The organism is Sporosarcina sp. BI001-red (assembly GCF_003384035.1).
GTDB lineage: Bacteria > Bacillota > Bacilli > Bacillales_A > Planococcaceae > Sporosarcina.
The window spans coordinates 272,497-295,551 of sequence record NZ_QQAK01000010.1; the positions used below are offsets into that span (position 1 = coordinate 272,497).

The 23,055-nt window shown below is 42.0% G+C and carries 17 protein-coding genes and 1 pseudogene; 9 read left to right on the top strand and 9 right to left on the bottom strand.

What is annotated here, in order from left to right; genetic code table 11:
• Position 1: 1 nt before the first annotated feature.
• The 4 genes from DVB69_RS06040 to DVB69_RS06055 form a co-directional block, all read right to left on the bottom strand.
• Positions 2-328: a DUF378 domain-containing protein gene (locus DVB69_RS06040; protein WP_116017604.1), complete on the bottom strand. Its 327-nt coding sequence runs from the start codon at positions 326-328 to the stop codon at positions 2-4.
• 145 nt (positions 329-473) lie between these two features.
• Entirely contained in the window at positions 474-974 is a 501-nt protein-coding gene (locus DVB69_RS06045) for a competence protein ComK (protein WP_116017606.1), read from the bottom strand.
• Positions 975-1,559: 585 nt separating this feature from the next.
• Entirely contained in the window at positions 1,560-3,053 is a 1,494-nt protein-coding gene (gene glpK / locus DVB69_RS06050) for a glycerol kinase GlpK (protein WP_116017608.1), read from the bottom strand.
• A gap of 137 nt (positions 3,054-3,190) precedes the next feature.
• Positions 3,191-4,201, bottom strand: a complete 1,011-nt coding sequence (locus DVB69_RS06055; protein WP_116017610.1) for a YsnF/AvaK domain-containing protein — start codon at positions 4,199-4,201, stop codon at positions 3,191-3,193.
• A 306-nt stretch (positions 4,202-4,507) separates the two neighbouring features.
• Between DVB69_RS06055 and DVB69_RS06060 the strand changes: the two genes are divergently transcribed.
• Entirely contained in the window at positions 4,508-6,328 is a 1,821-nt protein-coding gene (locus tag DVB69_RS06060) for a cation:proton antiporter (protein WP_116017612.1), read from the top strand.
• Positions 6,329-6,351: 23 nt separating this feature from the next.
• Here DVB69_RS06060 and DVB69_RS06065 read toward each other — a convergent pair whose 3' ends face one another.
• The 3 genes from DVB69_RS06065 to DVB69_RS06075 all read right to left on the bottom strand — a co-directional run bounded on the left by DVB69_RS06065 (position 6,352) and on the right by DVB69_RS06075 (position 9,818).
• Positions 6,352-7,263, bottom strand: coding sequence for a methyl-accepting chemotaxis protein (locus tag DVB69_RS06065; protein ID WP_233505334.1), 912 nt, complete (start codon positions 7,261-7,263; stop codon positions 6,352-6,354).
• Between the two features lie 396 nt (positions 7,264-7,659).
• Positions 7,660-8,361: a YflT domain-containing protein gene (locus tag DVB69_RS06070; protein WP_116017614.1), complete on the bottom strand. Its 702-nt coding sequence runs from the start codon at positions 8,359-8,361 to the stop codon at positions 7,660-7,662.
• Positions 8,362-8,588: 227 nt separating this feature from the next.
• A complete protein-coding gene (locus DVB69_RS06075; RefSeq protein WP_158541040.1) occupies positions 8,589-9,818 on the bottom strand; it encodes a polysaccharide deacetylase family protein in 1,230 nt (409 codons plus the stop codon).
• Positions 9,819-10,025: 207 nt separating this feature from the next.
• Between DVB69_RS06075 and DVB69_RS06080 the strand changes: the two genes are divergently transcribed.
• The 6 genes from DVB69_RS06080 to DVB69_RS06105 all read left to right on the top strand — a co-directional run bounded on the left by DVB69_RS06080 (position 10,026) and on the right by DVB69_RS06105 (position 17,498).
• A complete protein-coding gene (locus tag DVB69_RS06080; protein ID WP_116017618.1) occupies positions 10,026-11,462 on the top strand; it encodes a carbon starvation CstA family protein in 1,437 nt (478 codons plus the stop codon).
• Positions 11,463-11,572: 110 nt separating this feature from the next.
• The gene (locus tag DVB69_RS06085) at positions 11,573-12,973 is read left to right on the top strand and encodes an MBOAT family O-acyltransferase (RefSeq protein ID WP_116017620.1); all 1,401 of its coding nucleotides are present in this window, start codon (positions 11,573-11,575) and stop codon (positions 12,971-12,973) included.
• A gap of 13 nt (positions 12,974-12,986) precedes the next feature.
• Entirely contained in the window at positions 12,987-14,048 is a 1,062-nt protein-coding gene (locus tag DVB69_RS06090) for a hypothetical protein (protein ID WP_116017622.1), read from the top strand.
• A 126-nt stretch (positions 14,049-14,174) separates the two neighbouring features.
• A complete protein-coding gene (locus tag DVB69_RS06095) occupies positions 14,175-15,581 on the top strand; it encodes a GGDEF domain-containing protein (protein ID WP_116017624.1) in 1,407 nt (468 codons plus the stop codon).
• A gap of 250 nt (positions 15,582-15,831) precedes the next feature.
• Entirely contained in the window at positions 15,832-16,638 is an 807-nt protein-coding gene (locus DVB69_RS06100; protein WP_116017626.1) for an SDR family NAD(P)-dependent oxidoreductase, read from the top strand.
• 218 nt (positions 16,639-16,856) lie between these two features.
• On the top strand, positions 16,857-17,498 hold the full coding sequence (locus tag DVB69_RS06105; RefSeq protein ID WP_116017628.1) for a class D sortase: 642 nt from the start codon (positions 16,857-16,859) through the stop codon (positions 17,496-17,498).
• Between the two features lie 393 nt (positions 17,499-17,891).
• Here the strand turns inward: DVB69_RS06105 and DVB69_RS06110 are convergent, their stop codons facing one another.
• Both DVB69_RS06110 and DVB69_RS17925 read right to left on the bottom strand, forming a co-directional pair.
• The gene (locus DVB69_RS06110) at positions 17,892-19,223 is read right to left on the bottom strand and encodes a S1C family serine protease (RefSeq protein WP_199562821.1); all 1,332 of its coding nucleotides are present in this window, start codon (positions 19,221-19,223) and stop codon (positions 17,892-17,894) included.
• Between the two features lie 12 nt (positions 19,224-19,235).
• Positions 19,236-19,298 (bottom strand): annotated as a pseudogene (locus tag DVB69_RS17925) (zinc-ribbon domain-containing protein); the annotation flags it as partial.
• Positions 19,299-19,600: 302 nt separating this feature from the next.
• Between DVB69_RS17925 and DVB69_RS06115 the strand changes: the two are divergent.
• Together DVB69_RS06115 and DVB69_RS06120 are read left to right on the top strand one after the other, a co-directional pair.
• Entirely contained in the window at positions 19,601-20,815 is a 1,215-nt protein-coding gene (locus DVB69_RS06115; protein ID WP_116017632.1) for a hypothetical protein, read from the top strand.
• A 26-nt stretch (positions 20,816-20,841) separates the two neighbouring features.
• Complete coding sequence (locus tag DVB69_RS06120) at positions 20,842-22,905, top strand: hypothetical protein (protein WP_116017634.1); 2,064 nt, start codon at positions 20,842-20,844, stop codon at positions 22,903-22,905.
• The last annotated feature ends 150 nt before the right edge of the window (positions 22,906-23,055 follow it).

The following is a 23,055-nucleotide window of genomic DNA, read 5'->3' on the forward strand; positions in this document are numbered from 1 at the left end:
TTTAATGCATCGTATCATCGTCTGAACGTCGTCGAGCAGCATCCCGTTGTTCTGTGAAATCAGGTTCATCTCCAAATTCAGTCCCATAATTCGGATTAGAGAACCGAGTGTGCTCTACATCAGGATCCGTTGCATCATGTGTCTCGAACAAAACCCCGAGACTGACGATTCCACTGATTCCAACTAACGTGTAAACAATTCTGGACAAAATAGAAGCCTGACCGCCAAACAAGGTGGCAACTAAGTCAAATTGAAATAGTCCAATGAGACCCCAATTTAACGCCCCGATAATGACGAGAACGAGTGCAATTCGTGTAACGAGTCGCATGTTTTCAACTCCTTTTCAAATTAGGACGACATTTCGCGGTAGCAAAAAATCATCCATCCTTAGCTTTTGTCAAAAGTTGTTTTTCATACATCCATAAAAATTAAAAAACGATCAAGAGAATGATCGCTTTTAGCAATGTAAATTGTTATCGATTCAACCGTTCGTTATTAAATAGAAATTGCTCAAAGTAGAGCTCTTTCTGTGTCTGGTAAGAATGACTAAGTAATGTGTGCAACCGACCATTTTGTTGATGAATGATATGTAAAGAGGCGGCTACCACTACTTTGATGTCTGTTGGAAACGTAAGTTCAGTTGTCTTTTTGTCGATTTCCTTAGTTGTAAAGAAATGGTTGAAAATCCAACAGCACGTATCGTGTTTAGAGGAGCTTGTCGGAAAAACACCGACACCTTCAGATAGAATGAAAGGAGGTTTTTGCTTGAACTTCAAAATTTCACAAGCCGTTTGTTTTTGTCTAAGCTTCGTCGAACGACTCCTGACACAAGCTAAGTTGAGAAGTTGCACTGGTGATTTTTTTGAAACGTAAGTTCCATGTAGTGTTACAATTTTGGATCGACTTCCATGGTCATCTTTATGAGCCATTAGTGCTAAAGCCTGGCTATCCAGCAAATAACTTTCACAATGCATTCCGAATCAGCTCCTATAACTGTTTAATAGTTCCATTATACGACATGTTTTGAAGATAGAATAGTATGGAAATATAATTATTTATCGACATAATTCGACAATTTAGTAGGCCCTTGTATTTATTTTGGGATTATACGACAGGAGTCTTACACTTATTCACAAAACCTAACAGGGTTATCATACTGTACGATTGGGTCTCTTGGAAAACCAATGATTTTACACAAGATGTATAGTCCTTTAAATGAACTCCTGTTATTTGAATAAGTATGATTTGCTTTCGTTTGAAATTTGCAATCCCCCCAAAATGATTCGCATGATTTTTCTATGGCGGACATGTTAATTTTTAATGAAGGTAGACACTAAAAAACATTTCTCCATCAGATAATGGGTTTTATCCGACACATGGAGCGTTTTCTCGATCATCTAGCGTCTTTTCTCGATCACATGGATGAATTTCTCCGACACCTAGCGAAGTTTCTCGATAAAGGCACACAATTCAACAGATTAATGGCTTTAATTGGTAACGCTTCGCTACTATAAATACAAAAAAACGCATCCAACTCACTGGATGCGCTTCCTAAAACCTCATTTAAACACTTGTGCAGCCTTCACCGCTTTTTGCCAACCACTATACAATGAATCGCGTTCTGCATCGTCCATCTTCGGGTCAAACTCACGATCCAGCTGCCAGCGACCCGCAATCTGAGAGGAATCTTTCCAGAACCCGACGGCAAGCCCTGCGAGATAAGCGGCACCGAGAGCAGTTGTTTCATTAATAGAAGGTCGTTCAACGGGGACACCTAATAAATCCGCTTGAAATTGCATCAAGAAGTTGTTTGCAACCGCACCGCCGTCCACTCGTAACGACTTCAACGAAATACCGGAGTCGGCTTCCATCACGTCTAAAACATCCTTTGTCTGATAGGCGAGTGATTCAAGTGTCGCACGGATGAAGTGCTCTTTCGATGTCCCGCGTGTCAATCCAAATACAGCACCGCGCACATCAGCGTCCCAATGAGGTGTACCCAGCCCGACAAACGCAGGGACCACGTATACACCATCGGAAGAAGTGACACGATCTGCATAGGCTTCGCTTTGTTCCGAACTTCTCAGCATCCGCAGGCCATCGCGTAGCCATTGAATCGCTGAACCAGCCACAAAAATACTACCTTCCAACGCATACTCGACCTTACCGTCAAGCCCCCAAGCAATGGTTGTCAATAAACCATTCTCCGACTGAACCGCTTCTTCACCCGTGTTCATCAACATAAAACAACCCGTGCCATACGTACTTTTCACCATGCCTTTTTCGAAACAGGCTTGCCCGAAGAGTGCAGCTTGCTGGTCTCCTGCAATACCTGCAATTGGGACAGCACGTCCGAAAAACTTACTCGGTTCCGTATGTGCATACACTTCCGATGAGGGGCGGACTTCAGGGAGCATCGCAGCGGGAACGTCCAAAATTTTGAGCAACTCCGTATCCCACTGTAAATCGTGGATGTTGTACATCATTGTTCGTGAAGCATTCGAATAGTCCGTAATATGTGCTTCACCACCTGACAATTTCCACACGAGCCACGTATCGATCGTGCCGAACAACAAATCTCCACGTTCTGCTTTCTCGCGGGCACCCTCTACGTGGTCGAGAATCCACTTCACTTTCGTTCCAGAGAAATAAGGATCAATGAGAAGCCCCGTCTTCTTGCGGATCAAATCTGCATGACCGTCTTTCTTCAACTCTTCACAAATACTAGATGTTTGACGGGACTGCCAGACAATTGCATGGTAAATGGGGTTACCCGTTGCTTTATCCCAAACGACTGTTGTTTCTCGTTGGTTTGTAATCCCGATTCCTGCAATTTGATCAGGACTTAAATTTTTCTCGGACAAGACACCTGCAATCACGGATAGGATAGAACTCCAAATTTCAGTTGCATTATGTTCGACCCATCCTGTTTGTGGAAAATACTGCTTAAATTCCTGTTGAGCCGTGAATACGGCTTCCCCCAGCTCATTGAACAAAATAGCCCTTGAACTGGTCGTTCCTTGGTCGAGTGCAAGCATGTACGTTTCTTTCATACAACATCCTCCCAGCATAAATGGCCTCCGCCATGGAAGCGTTTTCTTCAGTCTACCATACTAAAGGCAGGTCTTTGTTATCTTAGAGAACACAATAAACCCCTTGCTTGAAATACATGCAAGGGGAGGGGCGTTATTTAGTATTTACTAGTACGGCTTCCCACCGTATTATGAAGATTGTCCTTGAAGGTCACATCGTTCGTTTCGCCTTCACGATTCACATCAACTTCTTCACGTTTCATTGTTTCATCAATACGCTCGGTATCTGTGACTCTCTTTTTGTTAATGACTATTTCTTCCGTGACAACTGGCTTTTTCGTAACTTCAATTTGTTCTTCAGTGACTGGAACGCGGATCGTTTCGTCACCGAATGCATTCGTTGTTCGGAAGTCTTCACTGCCTCTATGATCCAATTCTCTATTTACTTGACGGCGTTCAATCGTAATCTCTTCATGTTCAACAGGAATTTCCAATGTTTTACGATCTTCCACTACATTTTTGTCGACAGTGACCTCACCTTTTTGCACGTGCTGTTTGTCTACATTGAGTTGTTCCTCGTGTACTTTCATCGTTTCTGGAACTTCTTCAATGCTTCGGTTAAAGTTCCTTTCACTCCGCGCGTGTTCTGTGTCTACCATTTTTACGTGGCCATCCGCTGTATGATCATAATTGCCATGCAACGATCCAGATTCACGATCGGTTTCAAGTCCACCTGTCATGCCAATAGGATCTGTATAGGGATCTGTCTGCAAGTTCGCATCGTTTGCTGAATCGACTGTAGAATATCGAGCGTTATTTTCCCGATGGTAGGTATCTACTTCGCCTTCATCCACGTAAAGTAACATCGCACCGTCATGAATCTCACGTTTGTATCGATCTTTTTCAGCTTCACTCAGACCGGTATCACTCAGTAAAGAGTGAATATGATCTTCACCTGATAAGAACTTCATGAACTTATCCATCCAAGAACCGTCTGCCGTTTTCACTTCAGCATTTGTGCGACTGCGAAGCATGTGCAGGTCTTGTTCATCTTTTGTAATCACGTAAATATTATCATCCGAAATTCCAGTGGTCTTTAACTCTTGCACTTTTTCAAGTACTTCTGTTTCTGTCTGGAATGTCCCAACAAATCTTTTATCAGTATTCATATCTAAGTTCCTCCTCGGGTTTTATGTTCATTTTGTTATATGTTTTTGCGGTGTTAACAAGTAGATACCCGAGGGTTCATTTTCAAAAACCCAATTAGAGATTAAAACAACAATTGTCATAATCTTGTAATCTTACTGTCACACGAACAAATGAATGATACCTAGGCAAGGACGAAAAAGCATCTGAGTTATATAACGAAGATGCTAACCAAAAAACAGGGTTCAAAGTAGGCAAGAGTCATCGGTTTTGGTACACTGGTCACTAACATAATTCATGATTATTGTATTTGGTTAGGGAGTGCGGAAATGGAAAACTTAGCATTGATTAGCGTAGTCGCAGTACTCGCGCTCGGAATCTTTTCCCAGTGGCTTGCCTGGCGAATTCAGTGGCCATCTATTGTCATCATGTCGATCGCAGGATTGCTCATTGGTCCTGTTTTAGGGTGGATTAACCCAGAAGCCGCGCTCGGTGATTTATATGGACCACTTATTTCGCTTGCAGTTGCGGTGATTCTTTTTGAAGGCAGTTCGAATCTTGATATTCGTGAAATTAAAGGGATTTCTAAATCCGTAACGCGTATTGTAACGATTGGAGCGTTTCTTGCGTGGATTCTCGGATCACTTGCGGCGCATTATTTTGCGGGATTGCAGTGGGAAATTGCTTTCATCATAGGAGGATTGTTCGTTGTAACGGGTCCTACAGTGATTATTCCGCTTCTTAGAAGTGCGAAGTTGAAGTCCCGGACAGCCGCAGTGCTGAAATGGGAAGGAATTATCGTCGATCCTGCGGGCCCACTTCTAGCGCTGTTTGCGTATGAAGTCATTAAAGTATTGAGCAATGAACAATTGACGATGAGTAATTTGCTCAGTTTCTTTGGAGGCGCTGGTCTTGCGATTCTTCTGGGACTTGCAGTGGGGGTACTCATCACGGTGATGGCGACAAAAGGTCAGTTTCCGGAATACTTGAAATCACCGATTGTACTTGCCTTAGTGTTAATCTGTTTCATGCTTGCTGAAGTGATTATGCACGAAACAGGCATGCTCGCAGTGACAGTGATGGGGCTGACAATTGGTCGTTCAAAAAAATATGTTTCATCCATCGGAAACCTTGGGCATTTTGTTGAAAATGTCTCTGTCATGTTAACGTCTACAGTCTTCATACTCTTGACGGCATCCTTGCCGCGAGAGACGATTGCTCAAATGTTTACTCTTCCAATCCTTGCATTCGTATTAGTGACACTGTTCGTTGTGCGTCCGTTGTCGATCTGGATTTCAACAATCGGTACTGAACTTGATCGGAATGAGAAGATTTTAATCGGTTGGATTGCACCACGCGGAATCGTAGCACTTACCGTTGCCGGATACTTTTCGAGCATACTCGTCAATGATGGATACGACGAAGCGAGTCTTCTTACAGCTTTGACGTTTGCACTCGTCATAATAACGGTATGCGCACACGGTTTCACAATCGGTCCACTTGCGAAAAGGCTTCACTTAGCGAGCAATGAACCACCGGGAATCCTAATTATCGGCGCTAGTAACTTTGCAGCATCACTCGGTGAGGAACTGGAGAATTTGGGGATTCCAGCATTGATTATGGATCCTTCAAAAGGACGCTTGAACTTAGCCACCGCAAAAGGGGTTCAGACGTTCGAAGGACAGATTTTGTCAGAACAAGCGAGATTTGCAGTCGATCTTACGCCTTACAGTACGATTTTGTCGATGACAGGGGATGCATCGTATAACGCGCTCGTTTCTCAATCGTTTGCACCTGAATTCGGCTTTAACAATACGTTTTCATTGCCAGTTGCTGTAAATCATCAAATGAATGCATCCGAGTTGCCGATTTCACTGAAAGCCCATTTATTGTTCAGAGAAGATGCGACATTCACAGAGTTGAACAGAAAGATCAATACCGTGTATGAAATCGGTGAAATCTCAATTGCTGAGATTGAAAATACGGAGAATTGGTTGGATGAATTACCAGAGCAAATTACTCCGCTTTTCATTAAGAAAGAGAATGAAGCAATTGTATTTGTCACGTTACGTAAAAAAATAAACTTAGAAGAAGGCGATATCCTTGTCGTCTTGCAACCTAAAAATGAGAAAAAGGAGCCTACCGCTTAATAAAGGCGGGGCTCCTTTTTCCTTTAAACAATATTGGTTACTTCGTGCGCTTGGTTTTCCAACTCAGCAGCTGATGCCGCAAGATGGAAAAATGTATCCATTGCAACTTCCACTTCTTTTTTACATTCATCGATATTAGCCTGAGCCCGCTCAGTTCCGGAAGCAATTAGGGTAACTTCCTTCGTGATCGCTTCTATACCGTCACGCACTTCTACAATAGAAGCCTCTACATTAGAAGACAGTTTTCGAACTTCTTTAGCAACAACTTCAAATCCACGTCCATGTTCACCGGCACGTGCAGCCTCAATGGCAGCATTCAAAGCGAGTAAGTTTGTTTGCGAAGCAATTGCGCGTATCGTTTTGACGATGCCTTGAATATTTACTGAGTGGACTTCGAGAACTTCTAAGTTATTCGTGTTGTTTGCTGAGACCTCTGCTAATTCTCCGATTCGCTGTAGTAACTTTTCGTTCCGATTTCGGCCATCATCTGCTTGTTCAGTAAGTGACTGTGCCATTTGATTCAGTTCTGATACAACACTTAAAGCGGTATCTTGACGCTTCGTTACATCTGTTGCCACTTTGGTAACGCCGAGGACCGTTCGGTTGTCCTCAGCAAAAACAGGCATATACGTCGCTTCTAGCCATACAGCGGACCCATCTTTGGCCTTCCGTTTAATCTTCCCTGAAGAGGAAAGTCCACGCTGTAAGTCTTTCCACATTGAGTTGTAGGATGGTGTATTCACAAAATCAGGGAAACATAGTTTTTGGTGCTGCATGCCAATCATCTCTTCTGCACGATATCCAACCGCTACGGCGAATTTTTCGTTTACATAAGCGACACGTTTGTCCATTCCAAATCGGATAATGGCAAGGTTTTGTTCTAATGCTTTGACAACTAATGTATCTGATACATTTTCTGGTGTTGAAACGCTCAAGGCATAGCCTCCTATAATTTGAGATAAGGTAATTTCTATTATACCTATCGTGTATCAAATGCACTATCATTTAAGATATAGTTTAATGGCGAAATAGTGAATTCCTAAAAATCTATAACTGTAGACCTATAAACTAGTTGCTGATTTTATTTTCATACGAATGCCCATAAAAGAGCTTTAATCGAAATAGTTTTTGAATTAGGAGGAAAGATTCATCCGAACTCATCTTTACATACCTGAATTATATGAGAGAACCCTTTTCAAAAATAAATACTAACTAAGAAAAAACAGAGGTAATTAACGCAGCCTCTGTTTCTTTCTATAAAAAGAATTATTGTTTTCAACAATAAGCTTTGATTGTACATTATTCTGGAATAGACAAAGAAGCTGTTTTAGTTAATAAGGTCCCGTCTCATCATCCAGTTTTCTTGGTCTGTCATTTACTGCATCTTGGAACTCTTGTCTACGCTGTTCCTGTTCAGGGTCCCTACCAAGTTCCCCAGCAAAATCAGTTATTTCCAAACCGTTTGAAACGGAATCATCGGCAGCTACGCTGAATTCAGAACGCTCAACTGGTTGATCATGGATGGGTGTCACTCTTTCTTCTGTATATTGAGGTGTCGGTTCGCCGAAGGGTGGCTGTTCTGGTGTACGCGTGACGCCGTCGCCAGGAGGTGCGACCCATGTATTTGCGCCAAGATTAGGGTCGCCTACATTCTCTCCGATGCCGAATGGTTTACCGATTTCTTGATGCTGTCCAGGCATATCACTCGTTTCATCCACGAACAGCAACATACTGCCATTGTTAACATCTTGGTAAAATCCTGCTTTCTCATTCTCAGTAAATCCAAGGTCATCCATCATACTTCGGACGCGATCTTCTCCTGTCATGAAATCCATGAATTTCTCCAGCCAGGATTCATGGGTCGTTTGAATCTCGGCATCCGTACGACTTTGTAGCATTTTTACATCATCTTCACTTTTGGCGATAACAAAAATTTGATGGTCTGAATAGCCTTCTGTTTTGATCTCCTCTACCTTAGCCAATAGTTCTTGCTCTGTATGAAACATCCCGATGAACCGTTTGCCTTGCTCCATTTGTAAACGCCTCCTGTTAAGTTAGTTTGTTAGTATTCAAATGATGAGTTGTTAGTAGTTGAATACCCGAGCAGGAACAGACGAAAACCTAGAAACGCTCTAAAAAGGCAAACGTCATCAATTTGTAATGAATTCGTAGGAAGGGATTGGTTTTTCGGGAAGAGGTTATTAAATGAAGAAAAACAGAAGCCAAGGGTTACATATCCCTCTGGCTTCTATTTTATAAATTAGTATGCACCATATAGTTTGTTTTCGAAGTCTTTCAACGAATGACTAGGAGATATTCCTTGGCGCTTTAGTTCGTACCGATGGTCACCGAGTTTCACGTTTCCAGGATTCGTAGTAAAGGCCATTCGAATGCCAGAAGCTGAAATTACTTTTTTAACCGTTTCATTGAATTGACCGAACGGATATGCCATATATCGGATATTGGGATCCGCCATGTCAAAAGCTTTTGAAACTTGGAAACGACCGAGATCGATATCTGCTTTGATTTGTTCAGGTGTTGAAGTCGTCAAGTAAGGTTCACGCGTACCAGGTCTACGTAGGTGCAGCCCATGCGTATGGTGTTGGAATGAAAAAACATCAACGGTTTCGCGGATCTCTTTCAGTCCTACATATTGAAACGCTTGGTCATCCCAAGGTTGAGCCTGTTGTTTGATGCGGGATGTAATGAGGAATGATGTCGCCTTGAACTCGTTTTTCGCTAACAAAGGATAGGCATACTTTTGAAGAGATAGAAGACCATCGTCAAAAGTGATGAGTACGGTTTTCTCAGTCATGTTTTTACGGAGCATCAGCCAGTTATCCAAATCTTCAGGAGTGATCGTTTTCCAACCATTCTTTTTTAAATAATCCATTTGCTGTTGAAACGGAGCCAAGTCAATAACCATGTTATTGTTTGCAAAAGGCGTAGTTGCTCGATTCTCAACAATTTGATGATACATAAGAACAGGGATTCCAGGATCACCGGTCACGACCGTTTTGGGAATGAATCCCCGTACCCCGCCGAGGTTCACTTGTACATGAGTTTTTGTTTCTGCAATGATTGGCAAGCGTTGTCCAGGGTTAATATACCCGACTCGATACCCTCCACGCAGTGCGCTCGCCACGGAGACACGACTTTTTGTAATAACGGTTGTCCGTCCTTTTGGTAAAGGTTTGTCCTTCGAAGGAGCAGCGGGTTGAACAATATGGATCGGGACCGCCAATTTATCGTTTCCGAATGACAAATACCCATATTTTTCATCTTGAGCAACGAGCTCATAAGGAACGCCTTTCATGAAAGTAGCGGTACCGATTAGCTGATCTCCTTCAATTGAATAGCCGCCCGTAGAATTTGATAATGTGACAGTCGAACTTTGAGTAGCTGCTTCGGCGCTCGATTGTGACACGATGACTAGAAAAAATACCAACAGACTAGTCCATAAAATAGACCAGCTTTTCTTTGTGAACACATGCAACATTCCTTTTTTTTGTAGTAATAAAACAGTTCTAATTCCTAAAATGAGTATAACACAATAGATTCATAAAATTGGATGGAATTAGTAAAAAACATTAAATAAATCAACAATTTGATGCATTCTTAAGAATCGGGTGTTGATTTTATAATCTGAACATTTATAATAGTACAAAATAAGGTGAATATTTAAGGGGGAAATGCATTGCTAACGTTTGTATCAGCTATCGTTTTATTGTTCGCAGGATATTTTACGTATTCGAAAGTAGTGGAAAAGGTATTTGTTGTAGATGATGCCCGTAAAACTCCAGCTTATACGAAGACGGATGGAATGGATTATGTGCCAATGAGCTGGTGGAGAGGTTGGCTTATTCAACTTCTTAATATTGCAGGGCTCGGCCCGATCTTTGGTGCGATTGCAGGTGCTCTTTACGGTCCTGTAGCATTTATCTGGATTGTCTTAGGGAGTATCTTTGCTGGTGGTGTACATGACTATTTTTCCGGGATGCTATCACTAAAACATGGAGGCGCTCAATTTCCTAAATTAGTCGGTGAATACTTAGGCAGCACAGTTCGAAGAGTGACAAGTGTAGTCTCAATCGTTTTGATGGTTCTAGTGGCAGCGGCGTTTACCGCAGGACCTGCTCAACTAATCGCTTCAATAACACCCATCACGTTTACAATGGCGTTAGTGATTGTATTTGCGTACTTTACATTAGCAGCAATTCTTCCTATTAATAAAATCATTGGCCGTATTTATCCGATTTTTGGGGCCATCTTAATCATTATGGCAGTATCTATCGCGGTGGCTTTGTTATTTGGAACAGCAAAAATCCCCAACTTAACGTTTACTAATATGCATCCTGGAGAACTTCCAATTTGGCCACTATTAATGGTGACAATTTCATGCGGAGCGATCTCCGGTTTCCATTCAACGCAAAGTCCGATTGTTTCTAGAACGATGAAGAAAGAAACAGAAGGACGTAAAATATTCTACGGTGCAATGATCGGCGAAGGGGTTATCGCTTTAATATGGGCAGCTGCGGGTATGACGTTTTTCGGTGGAACGGGCGGTCTTCAAGGAGCGCTTGCTGCTGGGGGGCCAGCAGGTGCTGTAAATGAAATATCGAGTACACTCTTAGGGACTTTTGGTGGAGTTTTAGCAATTTTAGGTGTCATTATCTTGCCGATTACTACAGGCGATACGGCATTACGTTCAGCGCGTATGATGTTGACGGAAGCTACTTCTTCTTGGATCAATCCTGATAAGCGGTGGGTCGTCCTTGTTGCAACTATAGTTCTAGGGGTGCCTATGTTTTATTTATCAATGATTGATTACTCCTTTTTATGGCGTTACGTAGGGGGAACCAATCAGTTCGTCGCTGCAATCATGTTATGGACTGCAACTTCCTATCTTATACGAGAAAGGCGGGCACATTATATTGCCGGAATTCCAGCCTTGTTCATGAGTGGTGTTGTCGTGACATATTGGTTATATGCTCCTGAAGGATTGCAGTTAGGATATGGTACATCCGTTATATTCGGTTTAGGTGTTGTAGGAATACTGGCTGCATTTTATGGGATGAAGATTGTTCAGTCACGAAAACAAATCGTAAAACAAATTATACCCAAAACTACCTAGTGAAGAAGGTGCGAATCATGCACCTTCTTTTTCTTTATACCGGACGGTTCAGCGCGTATGGTATAATTCAGGACAGATTAAACTAACTAAATTTGTATGTGGGGTATTTTATGATTTTTAACTCTTTTGAATTTATTTTTCTGTTTTTACCCATCGTTTGGATTGTATTTTTCCTTATAGGGAAATTCTCTACACCATTCGCAAAAACATGGTTATTGCTCGCTTCCTTGTTTTTCTATGCGTACTGGAATCCATCGTATTTACCGCTAATTATCAGTTCTATGATTGTGAACTATATGATCGGTGTATTCCTAGGGAAAAACAAATGGCTCCGAACGCGTAAGGGAATTCTGACGCTCGGTATTTTGTTCAACGTCAGTCTTTTAGGTTATTTCAAATATCGGGATTTCTTTTCTGAGAATATTAACGTGGTCTTTGGAACAGAAATTCCTCTGATTCAGATTATCCTTCCATTGGCAATCAGTTTCTATACGTTTCAACAAATCGCATATCTGGTGGATTCATACAGGCTTGAAACGAACGAATATAACTTTTTGAACTATGGGTTATTCGTGTCGTTTTTCCCGCAATTAATTGCTGGACCTATCGTGCATCATGGCGATATGATGCCTCAGTTCAGTGATCGGAAGACATATCGGGTCAATTATGAAAACATTTCAAAAGGACTCGTTATTTTTGCCATTGGACTATTTAAAAAAGTGGCGATTGCCGATACCTTTGCAGGATTTGCAAATAGCGGATATGGGTCCGTTGAAACACTCACGATGATTAGTGGGTGGTTTACGTCGCTTGCGTATACACTACAACTCTATTTCGATTTTAGTGGATATTCGGATATGGCGATTGGTCTCGCATTATTCTTCAACATCCGCTTACCAATCAACTTCAACTCGCCTTATAAAGCACTGGATATCCAAGACTTTTGGCGTCGCTGGCACATTACTTTATCAGGATTTTTGACGAAATACATTTATATCCCTCTTGGTGGAAGCCGAAAAGGGATCCCACAGACATATATCAATATTTTCATCATTTTTCTAATTAGTGGTTTTTGGCATGGTGCGGGATGGACGTTCGTCATTTGGGGCGTTCTCCATGGGCTGGCGAGTATCATTGCTCGGATATGGAAGCGGTCAGGTGGGAAATTACCTAAACTATGGGCATGGGGTGTCACATTCCTATTCGTCCACTTAGCGTTTGTCATCTTCCGTGCATCAGATGTGACCGCTGCATTGAGTGTTTACAAAGCAATGTTCGGTCTTAAGGGGATTCAATTGACTGGATTGTATACCATGTTCAATGAAAACATCGTCTATCTAGGCCTGTATCTTCTTGTGGGACTAGCAATTGCTCTATTTGCTAAGAATTCCGTTCAAATCATGGAAACACAAAAGCGGACACCGCTCATGATGGTTTTTGTCGTCATGTTGCTCTATTATAGCTCGATGCAACTTCAGCGCGTCAGCGAATTCCTATACTTTAACTTCTAAGGCGGTGAGTCAATTGACAGACAAAAAATTCGCGAAAACAGCACTGGTGATATTTCTGACGTTGGCCACCGCAACGGCGGGAGTCAATTACTGGATAGATCCACTTTGGCATTATGGACATGCCAACGCATTTAACTCGATACAAAAAGTGACCAATGAAAGAGAACAGAAAATTGCTATGTTACACTACGGCCCGCATGATTACGATACGCTACTGATTGGAAGCAGTCGGTCCACTTATATCCATCCATCTGCATTTGAAGGATGGGATGTCTTTAACTTTTCAGTAGCTAATATGTCAGTACGCGAAGTACATAGCTTCATGGTTTACAGCCAGTCGCAGTTGCCCGAATTGAAAAGGTATTTAATCGGAGTGGATTTCTTCAAGTCGAGTGAGCAAGAAGCAGGTGCACCACGTGCATTGACGAATTACGAAAAGAAAATAGATCAGCCTTTCTATCGGACGAAAAATTTACTTTCCCTTGATTCTCTAGATATCTCCATCCAAAACTTCATGAAATCAGTGACCGATACGGTTGATGAAGACCGTCTATATAACCGAAAAGGGGAAGCGTTCGCGAATCGACTTACGAAAGAAGAAGTAGAAGAGAGTACAAGTTTGAAAATTGAACGATTCGAAGAAGAGTTTTATGGAAGCCACTATACGTACTACAAAGACTATCCGATGATTCTCCAAAAAATCAAAGACGCAGCGGGGGATGATGAACTAACAGTTTATACTACCCCTATTTCTACGGGGTTGTTTGTTTCTTTAGTTGAATCTGGTCTATTGGATGATTACGAACATTGGATTCGGGATCTTGTCACCGTGTACGGAGGAGTTTGGAACTTCATGTATCCGAACACAATTACAAATGACGATATGAACTACATTGATGGTCATCATTTTTATCCTGAAATCGGAACGTTACTTGCAAAGAGGATTCAACATTCTAATTCAGCAGAAATCCCTAAAGACTTTGGGGTATATGTGACAGCGGATAATGTGGAAGAACATCTTCAAGAAGTGCGGAAATTAGCTGAACAAGCAGTACAAGAAAAGTCGAATAAGTAAAAGGTCTTTAACTTCCCTTGCATTTCTTATGAGTGTTTATGAGTCTATAGTTGTTAGTTTGTGTTTACTGTACTAGTTCCTTGGGTAGAGAAAGAGAGGGAAATAGAACAGTATAGGAGAACATGAATGATGAGCGAACACATACAAAAACTACAAAAATCCATACAAACGTTGCGAAATCACGGTAAATATAATGAGATGATAGAAGCGTGCTACCAGCTTTTACAATCCGCGACGGATTTAGAAGATCGTCAATTGCAGATGAATGCTTATGCAAATTTCGCACTCGGTTTTTATAAAATCGGTGACATCAAGGATGCCTTTTTTTATATTGAAAAGCATGCCATGCTATGTGAAATATATGGTGATAAAGAGGATGAAATGGATTCCAATCACATCTTTTTCATGCTGTATGAGTATATCGGGAACTATGTGAAAGCAAAGCAAGTACTTGAAAATAGTATCGAACTCGCTACGAAACTTAAAAAATACAATCTTGTCAGTGAGAATTGCAGTGAACTAAGTTCAGTGCTCAGTCGAATGGGAAAATATGAAGAAGCTTTGATAGTAGGGAAAAAGGGTGCTCGTATTGCAGCGAGGCATGAGCCATATTGTCCGTTTTTATTCTTGAAAGCGATTCTCTCTGTTGCACAAGCCCTTCTAGGGATGGCTGAACTTGAAGAGGTTGACTCTCTTCTTCAGACGGTCGTACGGGATCGAGTGTTGCAGGATTATTCGATAGAAAAAACGAAATGCTACCGGTTGCTAGCCCATCTGCAAAGATTGCAACAAAATCCTCAGGACGCACTGGAAAGTTTGACGATAGCGAAAGAGAGCGCAAAGAACTCAAATAACTTCAAGCAACAAAAAGAGATTCAAGAAGTCCAAATTGAACTCTATCGTGAGTTGAAGGACTTCGAAAAGGGCTTTGACATCCAGGAAGAGCACATTCAGTTACTTAAAGAAATTCATCGTCATGACGCCGCGAATGCAGCGATGAAGCTTGAAATGAAAGTGAAATTACAAGACCTTGAAAGACAAGCGAATACCGACTTTTTAACCGGAGTTTCGAGCAGAAGAGCGCTAGAGGAAACTGCAAATGAATGGTTGGCACAAGCTCCGTTATTTGAAGAGAATATTGTCTGTATTACGTTTGATATCGATAATTTGAAGAAATTGAATGACACGTTCGGCCATCTTTTTGGCGATCAAGTCATTCGTCGTGTGGCACAGGAATGCAGTAATCTGCTCCGTCGAAGTGACAAAACGGGTAGAGTTGGCGGAGATGAATTCGTTTCGATATTGAAAGGGATCTCTATTGAAGATGGTATGAAAAAAGCGCAGCAAATGCTAGATGCGGTCACTCAACTATCAGTTGAGCATAATGGAAAGAATATTCCACTCACATTAAGTATCGGAGTAGCTGAGAATTACCACGGTAGTATCAAAGAATACAACAAACTATATCATAAAGCGGATATTGCGTTGTACCGTGCAAAAAACAATGGGAAAAATCGCGTATGTATCTATTAAAGCAGGGGCTATTAAATGCTTCAGAAGGATCTTGAACCATCGCTAAGAGAATTTGGAGAAAAAAGTAGTACTAGATTGTGAACAAACAAGCACATAAAAACTTCTTGATTTGGATGGGAAATTGACACATAAAAAGAGAGCAAAACAGTAACGAGAAAACTATTTTTATGTTAAAATACTTATCGTTGATCATTCAAAGTAGGGTTACATTCATCCGTGATTGCAACCCATATAAAAGGAGATTTTATAAATGGGAAGAGTCGATCAGAAAGTCGCATTGGTTACAGGTGGAGCATCAGGAATCGGTCTTGCATCTGCACAGTTACTTGCTAAAGAAGGTGCTAAAGTTGTTATTGGCGATTTCAACATTGAAGGTGCAAAAGTGGCTGCTGAAGAAATTAAAGCTAACGGTGGCGAAGCTTCAGCAATATTCTTGGATGCTACTAAAGAAGAGTCCATCAAAGAAGCAGTTGAGTTCACTGTGAACACATACGGTTCACTCACTGTAATGTTCAATAATGTTGGAGGAACAAATCTTAAAAAAGACTTGGATGTTGTCAACCTTGACTTGGACGAATGGGATCGTTTAATGAACATGAACTTGAAGAGTGTACTGATCGGTGCTCGTTTCGCAATTCCTCATATGCAAAAAGCAGGCGGTGGTTCTATTATTAACACAGCTTCAACTGCTGCAGTTGCTGGGGATGCAATCCGTTCAGCATACGGCGCTTCTAAAACAGCTGTAACTGGTTTGACTCGTTATATTGCAACTCAATACGGTAAAGATAAGATCCGTTGTAACGCAATCGCTCCAGGGCTAATCTTAACCCCTGCTGCAAAGGATAACTTGCCTGCAGAAGTGCGCGACATCTTCATGAAGTACAATGCACTTCCTTACCATGGTGAGCCAGAAGATATCGGTAACACAGTTCTGTTCTTGGCTTCAGATGATTCTAAATTCATGACTGGCCAATTGCTTGTAGTTGACGGTGGTCACTACATGACAAGCCCAACTATCTCAGACGTTAATGCATATGCAGCTAGCATGCAAAAATAAGTAAAACAATACGAACTCCCTTTTGCCAATTTAGTTTGGCGATGAGGGAGTTTTTTTGCGTCTCATATAGAGGTGGAATTCAACGGAGGTCATTAGAATTATTAATCTCTAAAATTGGTTGTAATTTTTTCATATGGAATAGATAGTGGAATGGAGATTAGTAATTATCATAAAAGGGAAAGATTCAGTAACTACTGTGTTAAGAACGGAGGAGTGAAATGAAAAGGACTGCACGCTGGATTGGGAACTTCCTGCTCCTTGCAGGAGTTGGTCTGCTCGTTTGGCAATTTGTCGGAACAAAACATACGGAAAATGTCCGTGAACAGCAGCTGGATGCGTTCGCTAATTTGAAAGCGGAAGCGAAGAAAGAAATACCATCGAAGAATAGGAATAGTACCGAGAGTTTGGAGCAAACCAAAGAGACGGCAACAGCTAAAGAAGTACAAGGGAAGAAATTCGGTGAACTCGTTGGGGTACTTTCCATTCCACAAATTGATATTCATGCCCCGGTATCATATGGAGCGACTCCAAGTATTTTAGATAGTGGATTCGGAGCGATTCCTAGCGAGTACGAACCGGGAGTCCAAAATGGAAGTTATGCGATTGCTGGACATCAGTCCCACGTTTTTGGACAATTTTTTAATAGATTGGATGAACTCCAAGAAGGTAGCCGAATCGACCTCGAAACGGTTGATGAATCGCAGACATATGAAGTCTATGAAATGCGGATTGTGTTACCAGAAGAAGTGGAGGCAATTGAGGAAGAACCGGGTATCGCAAAGCTATCCCTTGTCACCTGCTATCCCCATAACAGCAACAAACACAGGTTAATCGTAATGGCGAAGCGTGTGGGAAATTAAATAAAGTCAAAACAAAAAGCAGATGGAGCGCGAGGCCACTGAAAAAGTCCTTTAATATTTGTTGTGTATAGGAGACTGTTGATTTCCGCTTCAGGCGGACGCTTTCTGAGGGGCTTAATTTCAGCCTCCTCGTTGCTTCGCTCATGCGGGGTCTTCAATCTTCGCTGATCCCTCCAGAGTCGCCGCCTTCTGCTCCAATCAACGAGGATTCTTCATTCGTCAGTACATAGTCAAAACTTTCATATTGATAATTGGAAAGATAATGAAAGAGGCACCATATCGTTCAAGTTTGAACGATATGGTGCCTCTTTTTTGACTATACAACTTGTTAGCTTGAAAAAAGTAAGTTTTTCAGTGTCCTCATGGAGCGCGCATCTGCTTTTTTTACGTTTATTAATTATCGACGACATTGCTAATCTGGTAGTAACCATCTGAATCCATAACAATGGTGTACGTTTTTGTCTTTTCGATGTAGTTTTCTTCACCAGCGATATCTGTCACAGAATAGGAGAGATCCATTGTAACCAAAGCTCGGTCACTTTGGATATCGATAGCTGTTATGTCAGTTGAGAAAAACTGATAAACCCTTCCGTCAGCAGCAACTTCCTGGATGAATTTCTGGAATTCTGCAGTGCTTGGAGCCCCAGGCAGCAAGTAATCTAAAAGAAACGTATAATCCCCAGCCTGTATGGACATTTCATATTCGTCTCTGAACGACATCATGAAATCACTCAAATTCTCTTCGTAAAAGTCACCTTCATAAGATCCATAGTCTTCATAATCCTCAGTGGAATCAACCTCTTCATTTTCGTCAACCTCATAGAAATCTGTGTATTCATCATCGTAAGCAATATCACTTTCATAGTTATGACTAGCTGTATAACTATCGTACACACCAAACAATGAGGCGACGGCGGTTTCACTCATTGGCGAAGCTGCCCAACGGTCTACGAGACCTATCACGCTATGCATCGGGATAGAAAAACCGAACAAATTATTCTCCTTGTAAAGCAACGAGTTGATGCCGATTACTTTTCCGGTCTTCGCATCAAGTAATGGACCACCACTACTACCTTTGTCAATCTGTGCATCGATTTGATAAATTTTTTCATAGACAAACCCTAGTTCCATATCACGATTCAGACCAGTCAAGTATCCAACTGATGCCGAGTTTTCAAAACCTTGTGGACTCCCAAGTGCTATAACTTCCGTACCAATCGGTGTCTCTCGGCTCTCCATCGATAGCGGAGGAAGATTGTTGAATCCATCTGCACGTATCAAAGCAACATCATATCGATCTGAAATACCGATGACTTTCCCGCCCACGTCTTTCCCATCGGAGTTTCGCACGACTACATCTGTGAAACCTGCGACAACGTGTGCATTCGTTACAATGAGACCTCCTTTTTTATATAGAAAACCAGAGCCTAGTCCATCCCGTGTGAAAATCGTAAACACTCTTGGCAGGGAATCTTTGATGACCTCTGTTTTTTCTTTATCAGGTTTCACAGTTTTTGTCTGAATTTGTTGTGGGAGGAGAGGTTTCAAAGGCTTCTCTAGTTCGACAACTCTTTCTTCAATCGATTGAGTTGAAGAATCATCTGACAGATGCAAGAGTTTTCCGTAATCCCAATCTACCATATAACCTATTCCAGTGATGGAACCCATTAAGAGAAGCAAGGAACTGAGAGCAACTGGTAACATCCAGCCTCTTTGTTTCTTCAATTTTAGCAACTTCCCGCAATTTGAACAGAATTTCGCACCTTCTTCATTGTGCGTTCCGCAATGCTGACAGTACATATAATCCCTCCCGTATATGTAAATATTGTTAATTAAATAGTATCATAGGTTCAATTATTATGTACTACTAAATAACAATACAATTTTCGGAATGAGTAGTTACTTAGGTATATAAGAAATTTAAGAGGAAAAAACGTAATAGGACAAAATTCTTTTTATTCTCACGAAACCAACTAGGGTACATCTTCTCATTAAAATTTACAATAATGTGATGTTTAGTAGAAGCTAATTTGGGAAAGAGCGAGAATAACGGTATTCCCACTATTGGAAATCCTCAAATTTTAGCAGAAGGAGGTGAATACGTGAGAAACTTCATAGTAGTCTTTTGTACTAGTATTTTATTATTCCTATTGCCAGCAGTAGTTCTTGCAAATGAAAACCAGAAAGATCAAAAAGAAGAGAAAAGAGGACTCGTTGGAGGATTGCTCCATCAAGCGAAAGACACGGTCGATAAAACGGTGAAATCTACAGGGGATCTGGCTAACGAGACGGTCAAATTTACAGGTGATACCGTTGAACGGACAGTGGACTTCACTTCGGGAACGGTTAACACACTTGCTGATCCCAATCAGAAAAGACCAGTGAAATCGGTTGTTGAAAACACGACGAACTTTGTAGGGGAAACAATGGAGAGCACCGTTCCGGTTGTCGGGCAAACGACCAAAACCGTACAAACGGTGACGAACGAAACTGTAAAAGTGACGAAGACTCTTCCAAAAGTGCCTGTTGTAACTCAAGTTGTTGACAAAACAACGGAAACCGTCAACAAGACGACGGAGCAAGTGAAGGAAACAGTTGATAAAACTGTAGGCGCTGTGACTGAAACCGTTTCGAAGCCTCTTAAAAAACAACCTGTGAACGAGACACCTTCAGTGGTGGAGGTGAAGCCCACTGAGCAACCTAGTCAGAAACCTTCAGTGGAACAACCGAAGCGTCCAGCCGTGATTGAAAAGCCACGGGAGGAACAAGACCCTGTAGCAGATGGAAACCCATCGGAGATACCTTCATCAGGAAAGCGTTTAGAGGCTAAACCTGAAAACGACAATATTAAAAGATCTCCTGTAAAAGAAAATATTGAAGAAGATTTAATTGTCTCCATAGAACAGGTAGTGAGCAAGGAAACTGAACAATCTAGTACCTATTCAGTACAAGGTGTGAAGCGGATTGAAGAGCAGTTTACGATGGAACGAAAGGACAAGCAAACAGAGACGTCTTCAACCAATAGCAAGGCGATGAACAACAATTCCAACCAAGCGTTTCCTTTGAAACCATCCAACAGAAGTTCTTGGATGTCTGATGTCCAGCTCATTACAGGATCATCGTCGATTCGTGTGTCGGCATCATCAGTTTCTTCAGGAATAAGCGGAATTGGAGCAGTGCTTGCAGATGATTGGCTGATGAAAACGGAAATTATTCGACAGAAATGGTATTCGGAAGACATATTAGGCACGCTTCAGTGGAGTCACGCACCACCTGGACAACCACCCCAATCCACTCCTTTTTTATACGTAATCTAAAAACGATTAAAAAAGGAGAGGTAAACATGGAAATGAATTGGATGAAATACGTTGGAATGACGGCTTTTGCTGGTGCTGTATTCGTGACTATGCCTGCTACTAGTTTTGCAAACGAGGGAGAACAAATTACGGGTCAGCAACAAGAGAAAACGTCGTTGCTCGATATTCAATTGGCCGACCTTCCGATTCTGGGAGACATTTCAGTCCAGTTGCCGAAGCAACCCGAATCGGAAAACGACTCACTTGCAAATTTCCAAGTGAGTGACGGCATTGTGGAGGATCTCCAAGTGGATGTTGCTCCTGTTACTAAGAAGAAAAACGAAGAATCGAGTTCAGAAACGCATGCAGTTGCTACTGTCAAAGTGGACACAGCGTTGACGGAATCGGTGCAAGCTGACGTGGCAACGAAGCAAACCAGTCAAGATGAAACCGGTAGCGAGTCAAGTGCCGCTCTCGTAACTGTGGAAGCAGAAAAGTTACCTGTTGTAGGCGAAACCACTGCTGATGTTCTCTCAAAAGATGTCAGTCAAAAAGACGGTGTTCCGACAGTGGATAACGGAGTGGTCCAAGCGGATTTGAGCGAATCTAAACTACTTGGAGAGACCCATGTAGGGGTTGCAGAAAACCAAGTAGCAACAGATGCAGATGGATCTAAGAAATTGGACCAATCGTTAGTAGAAGTGACTGTCGAAGACGCTCCAATTCTAGAAGATACACATGTCGGTGCGTTGGATAACCACGTTGCAGTTAAAGAAGATGGATCATTCAGTAAAGACGGAGGTGTAGTTGACGTAACGGTCGGCGAAGCCCTCGGTGGTGTGTTGGAAGATACACATGTGGGTGTGTTGGATAACCACGTTGCAGTTAAAGAAGATGGATCATTCAGTAAAGACGGAGGAGTAGTCGACGCATCGGTCGGCGAAGCCCTCGGTGGCGTGTTGGAAGATACACATGTCGGTGTGTTGGATAACCACGTTGCAGTTGAAGAAGATGGTTCATTCAAGAAAGACGGAGGCGTAGTCGACGTAACGGTCGGCGAAGCCCTCGGTGGTGTGTTGGAAGATACACATGTGGGTGTGCTGGATAACCACGTTGCAGTTAAAGAAGATGGTTCATTCAGTAAAGACGGAGGCGTAGTCGATGTCATCTTCAATGATCTATTAGGGCTCGGCGGCATACACCTTGGCGTTCTCGATGATCATATCAACCACTCCAATGAAGAAACTAATCATTCAAATGGGTTGCTTCAGTTAACACTATTAGACAAACTTCTTGGAAATACAGCTGTTCATCTAATGGCGAATAAAGAACGAACCACAGAGGAGGGCACTTACCAAAAACAAGGACTCGGTATGGTTACACTCGATTTACCGTTGCTTGGAGCAATCGACCTTGACTTGCTCACACGTGAATCATTTATACTCGCAGCGAAACTTCCTGAAGAAGAAACGGAAGAACCCATTCCTGATCCAGGTGACGGGGATACAGGCACCACAACAGACGGAAATCCTGTGGTTCCTATGGTACCAATCGTTCCAATTGAGTCGAATAATCCGGGCGGTAGCAACGGAATACCAAATGAAGGAACTGATGAACCAGAAGAAGGTACGACAACTCCAGACGGAGGAACAACAGATCCTGATAATGGAGATGGAAAGTCTGAAGATGGTACAACCACTCCAGGTGGTACACCGGGCGCCACACCGGATAATCCAGAGGGTACACAAAATGGTGGAAGAGGTGACACGAATAACTCTGAAGAAGATGACGTAACACTTCCAGAAGAAAACGTTACTACACCGATTCCTGGAAATTCATCAGATGGTAGTGGATTGGAGAACGGTATTTCTGGTGGCAATGGAACAAACACAAACGGTTCCATGTCAGAGAACCCGACAATTTCACAATCTGGAATCGGGTTCAATTGGAATGGAGACGCTTCCAAATCAATGATGTCAAAACTGCCTCAAACAGGTGGATTATTGGATGGATTTAGCATGCTGCTGATTGGCGTTCTAACCTTGCTCTCAGGAGCGTTTCTACGTAAATGGGCAATCCGATATGACGAGCCACTAGATTCTTCTAATTAAAATTAGTCATCATTACAGCACAGCGTTGCATAGAGTGACTGGCGCCATCCAATCCGGACGCGGAAAGGATGGTGCTTTAGTGTGCCAACTGATATATAGATCTATTAAAATGGTGAATAAATAGTAACAATTCACAGATAATAATAGAAT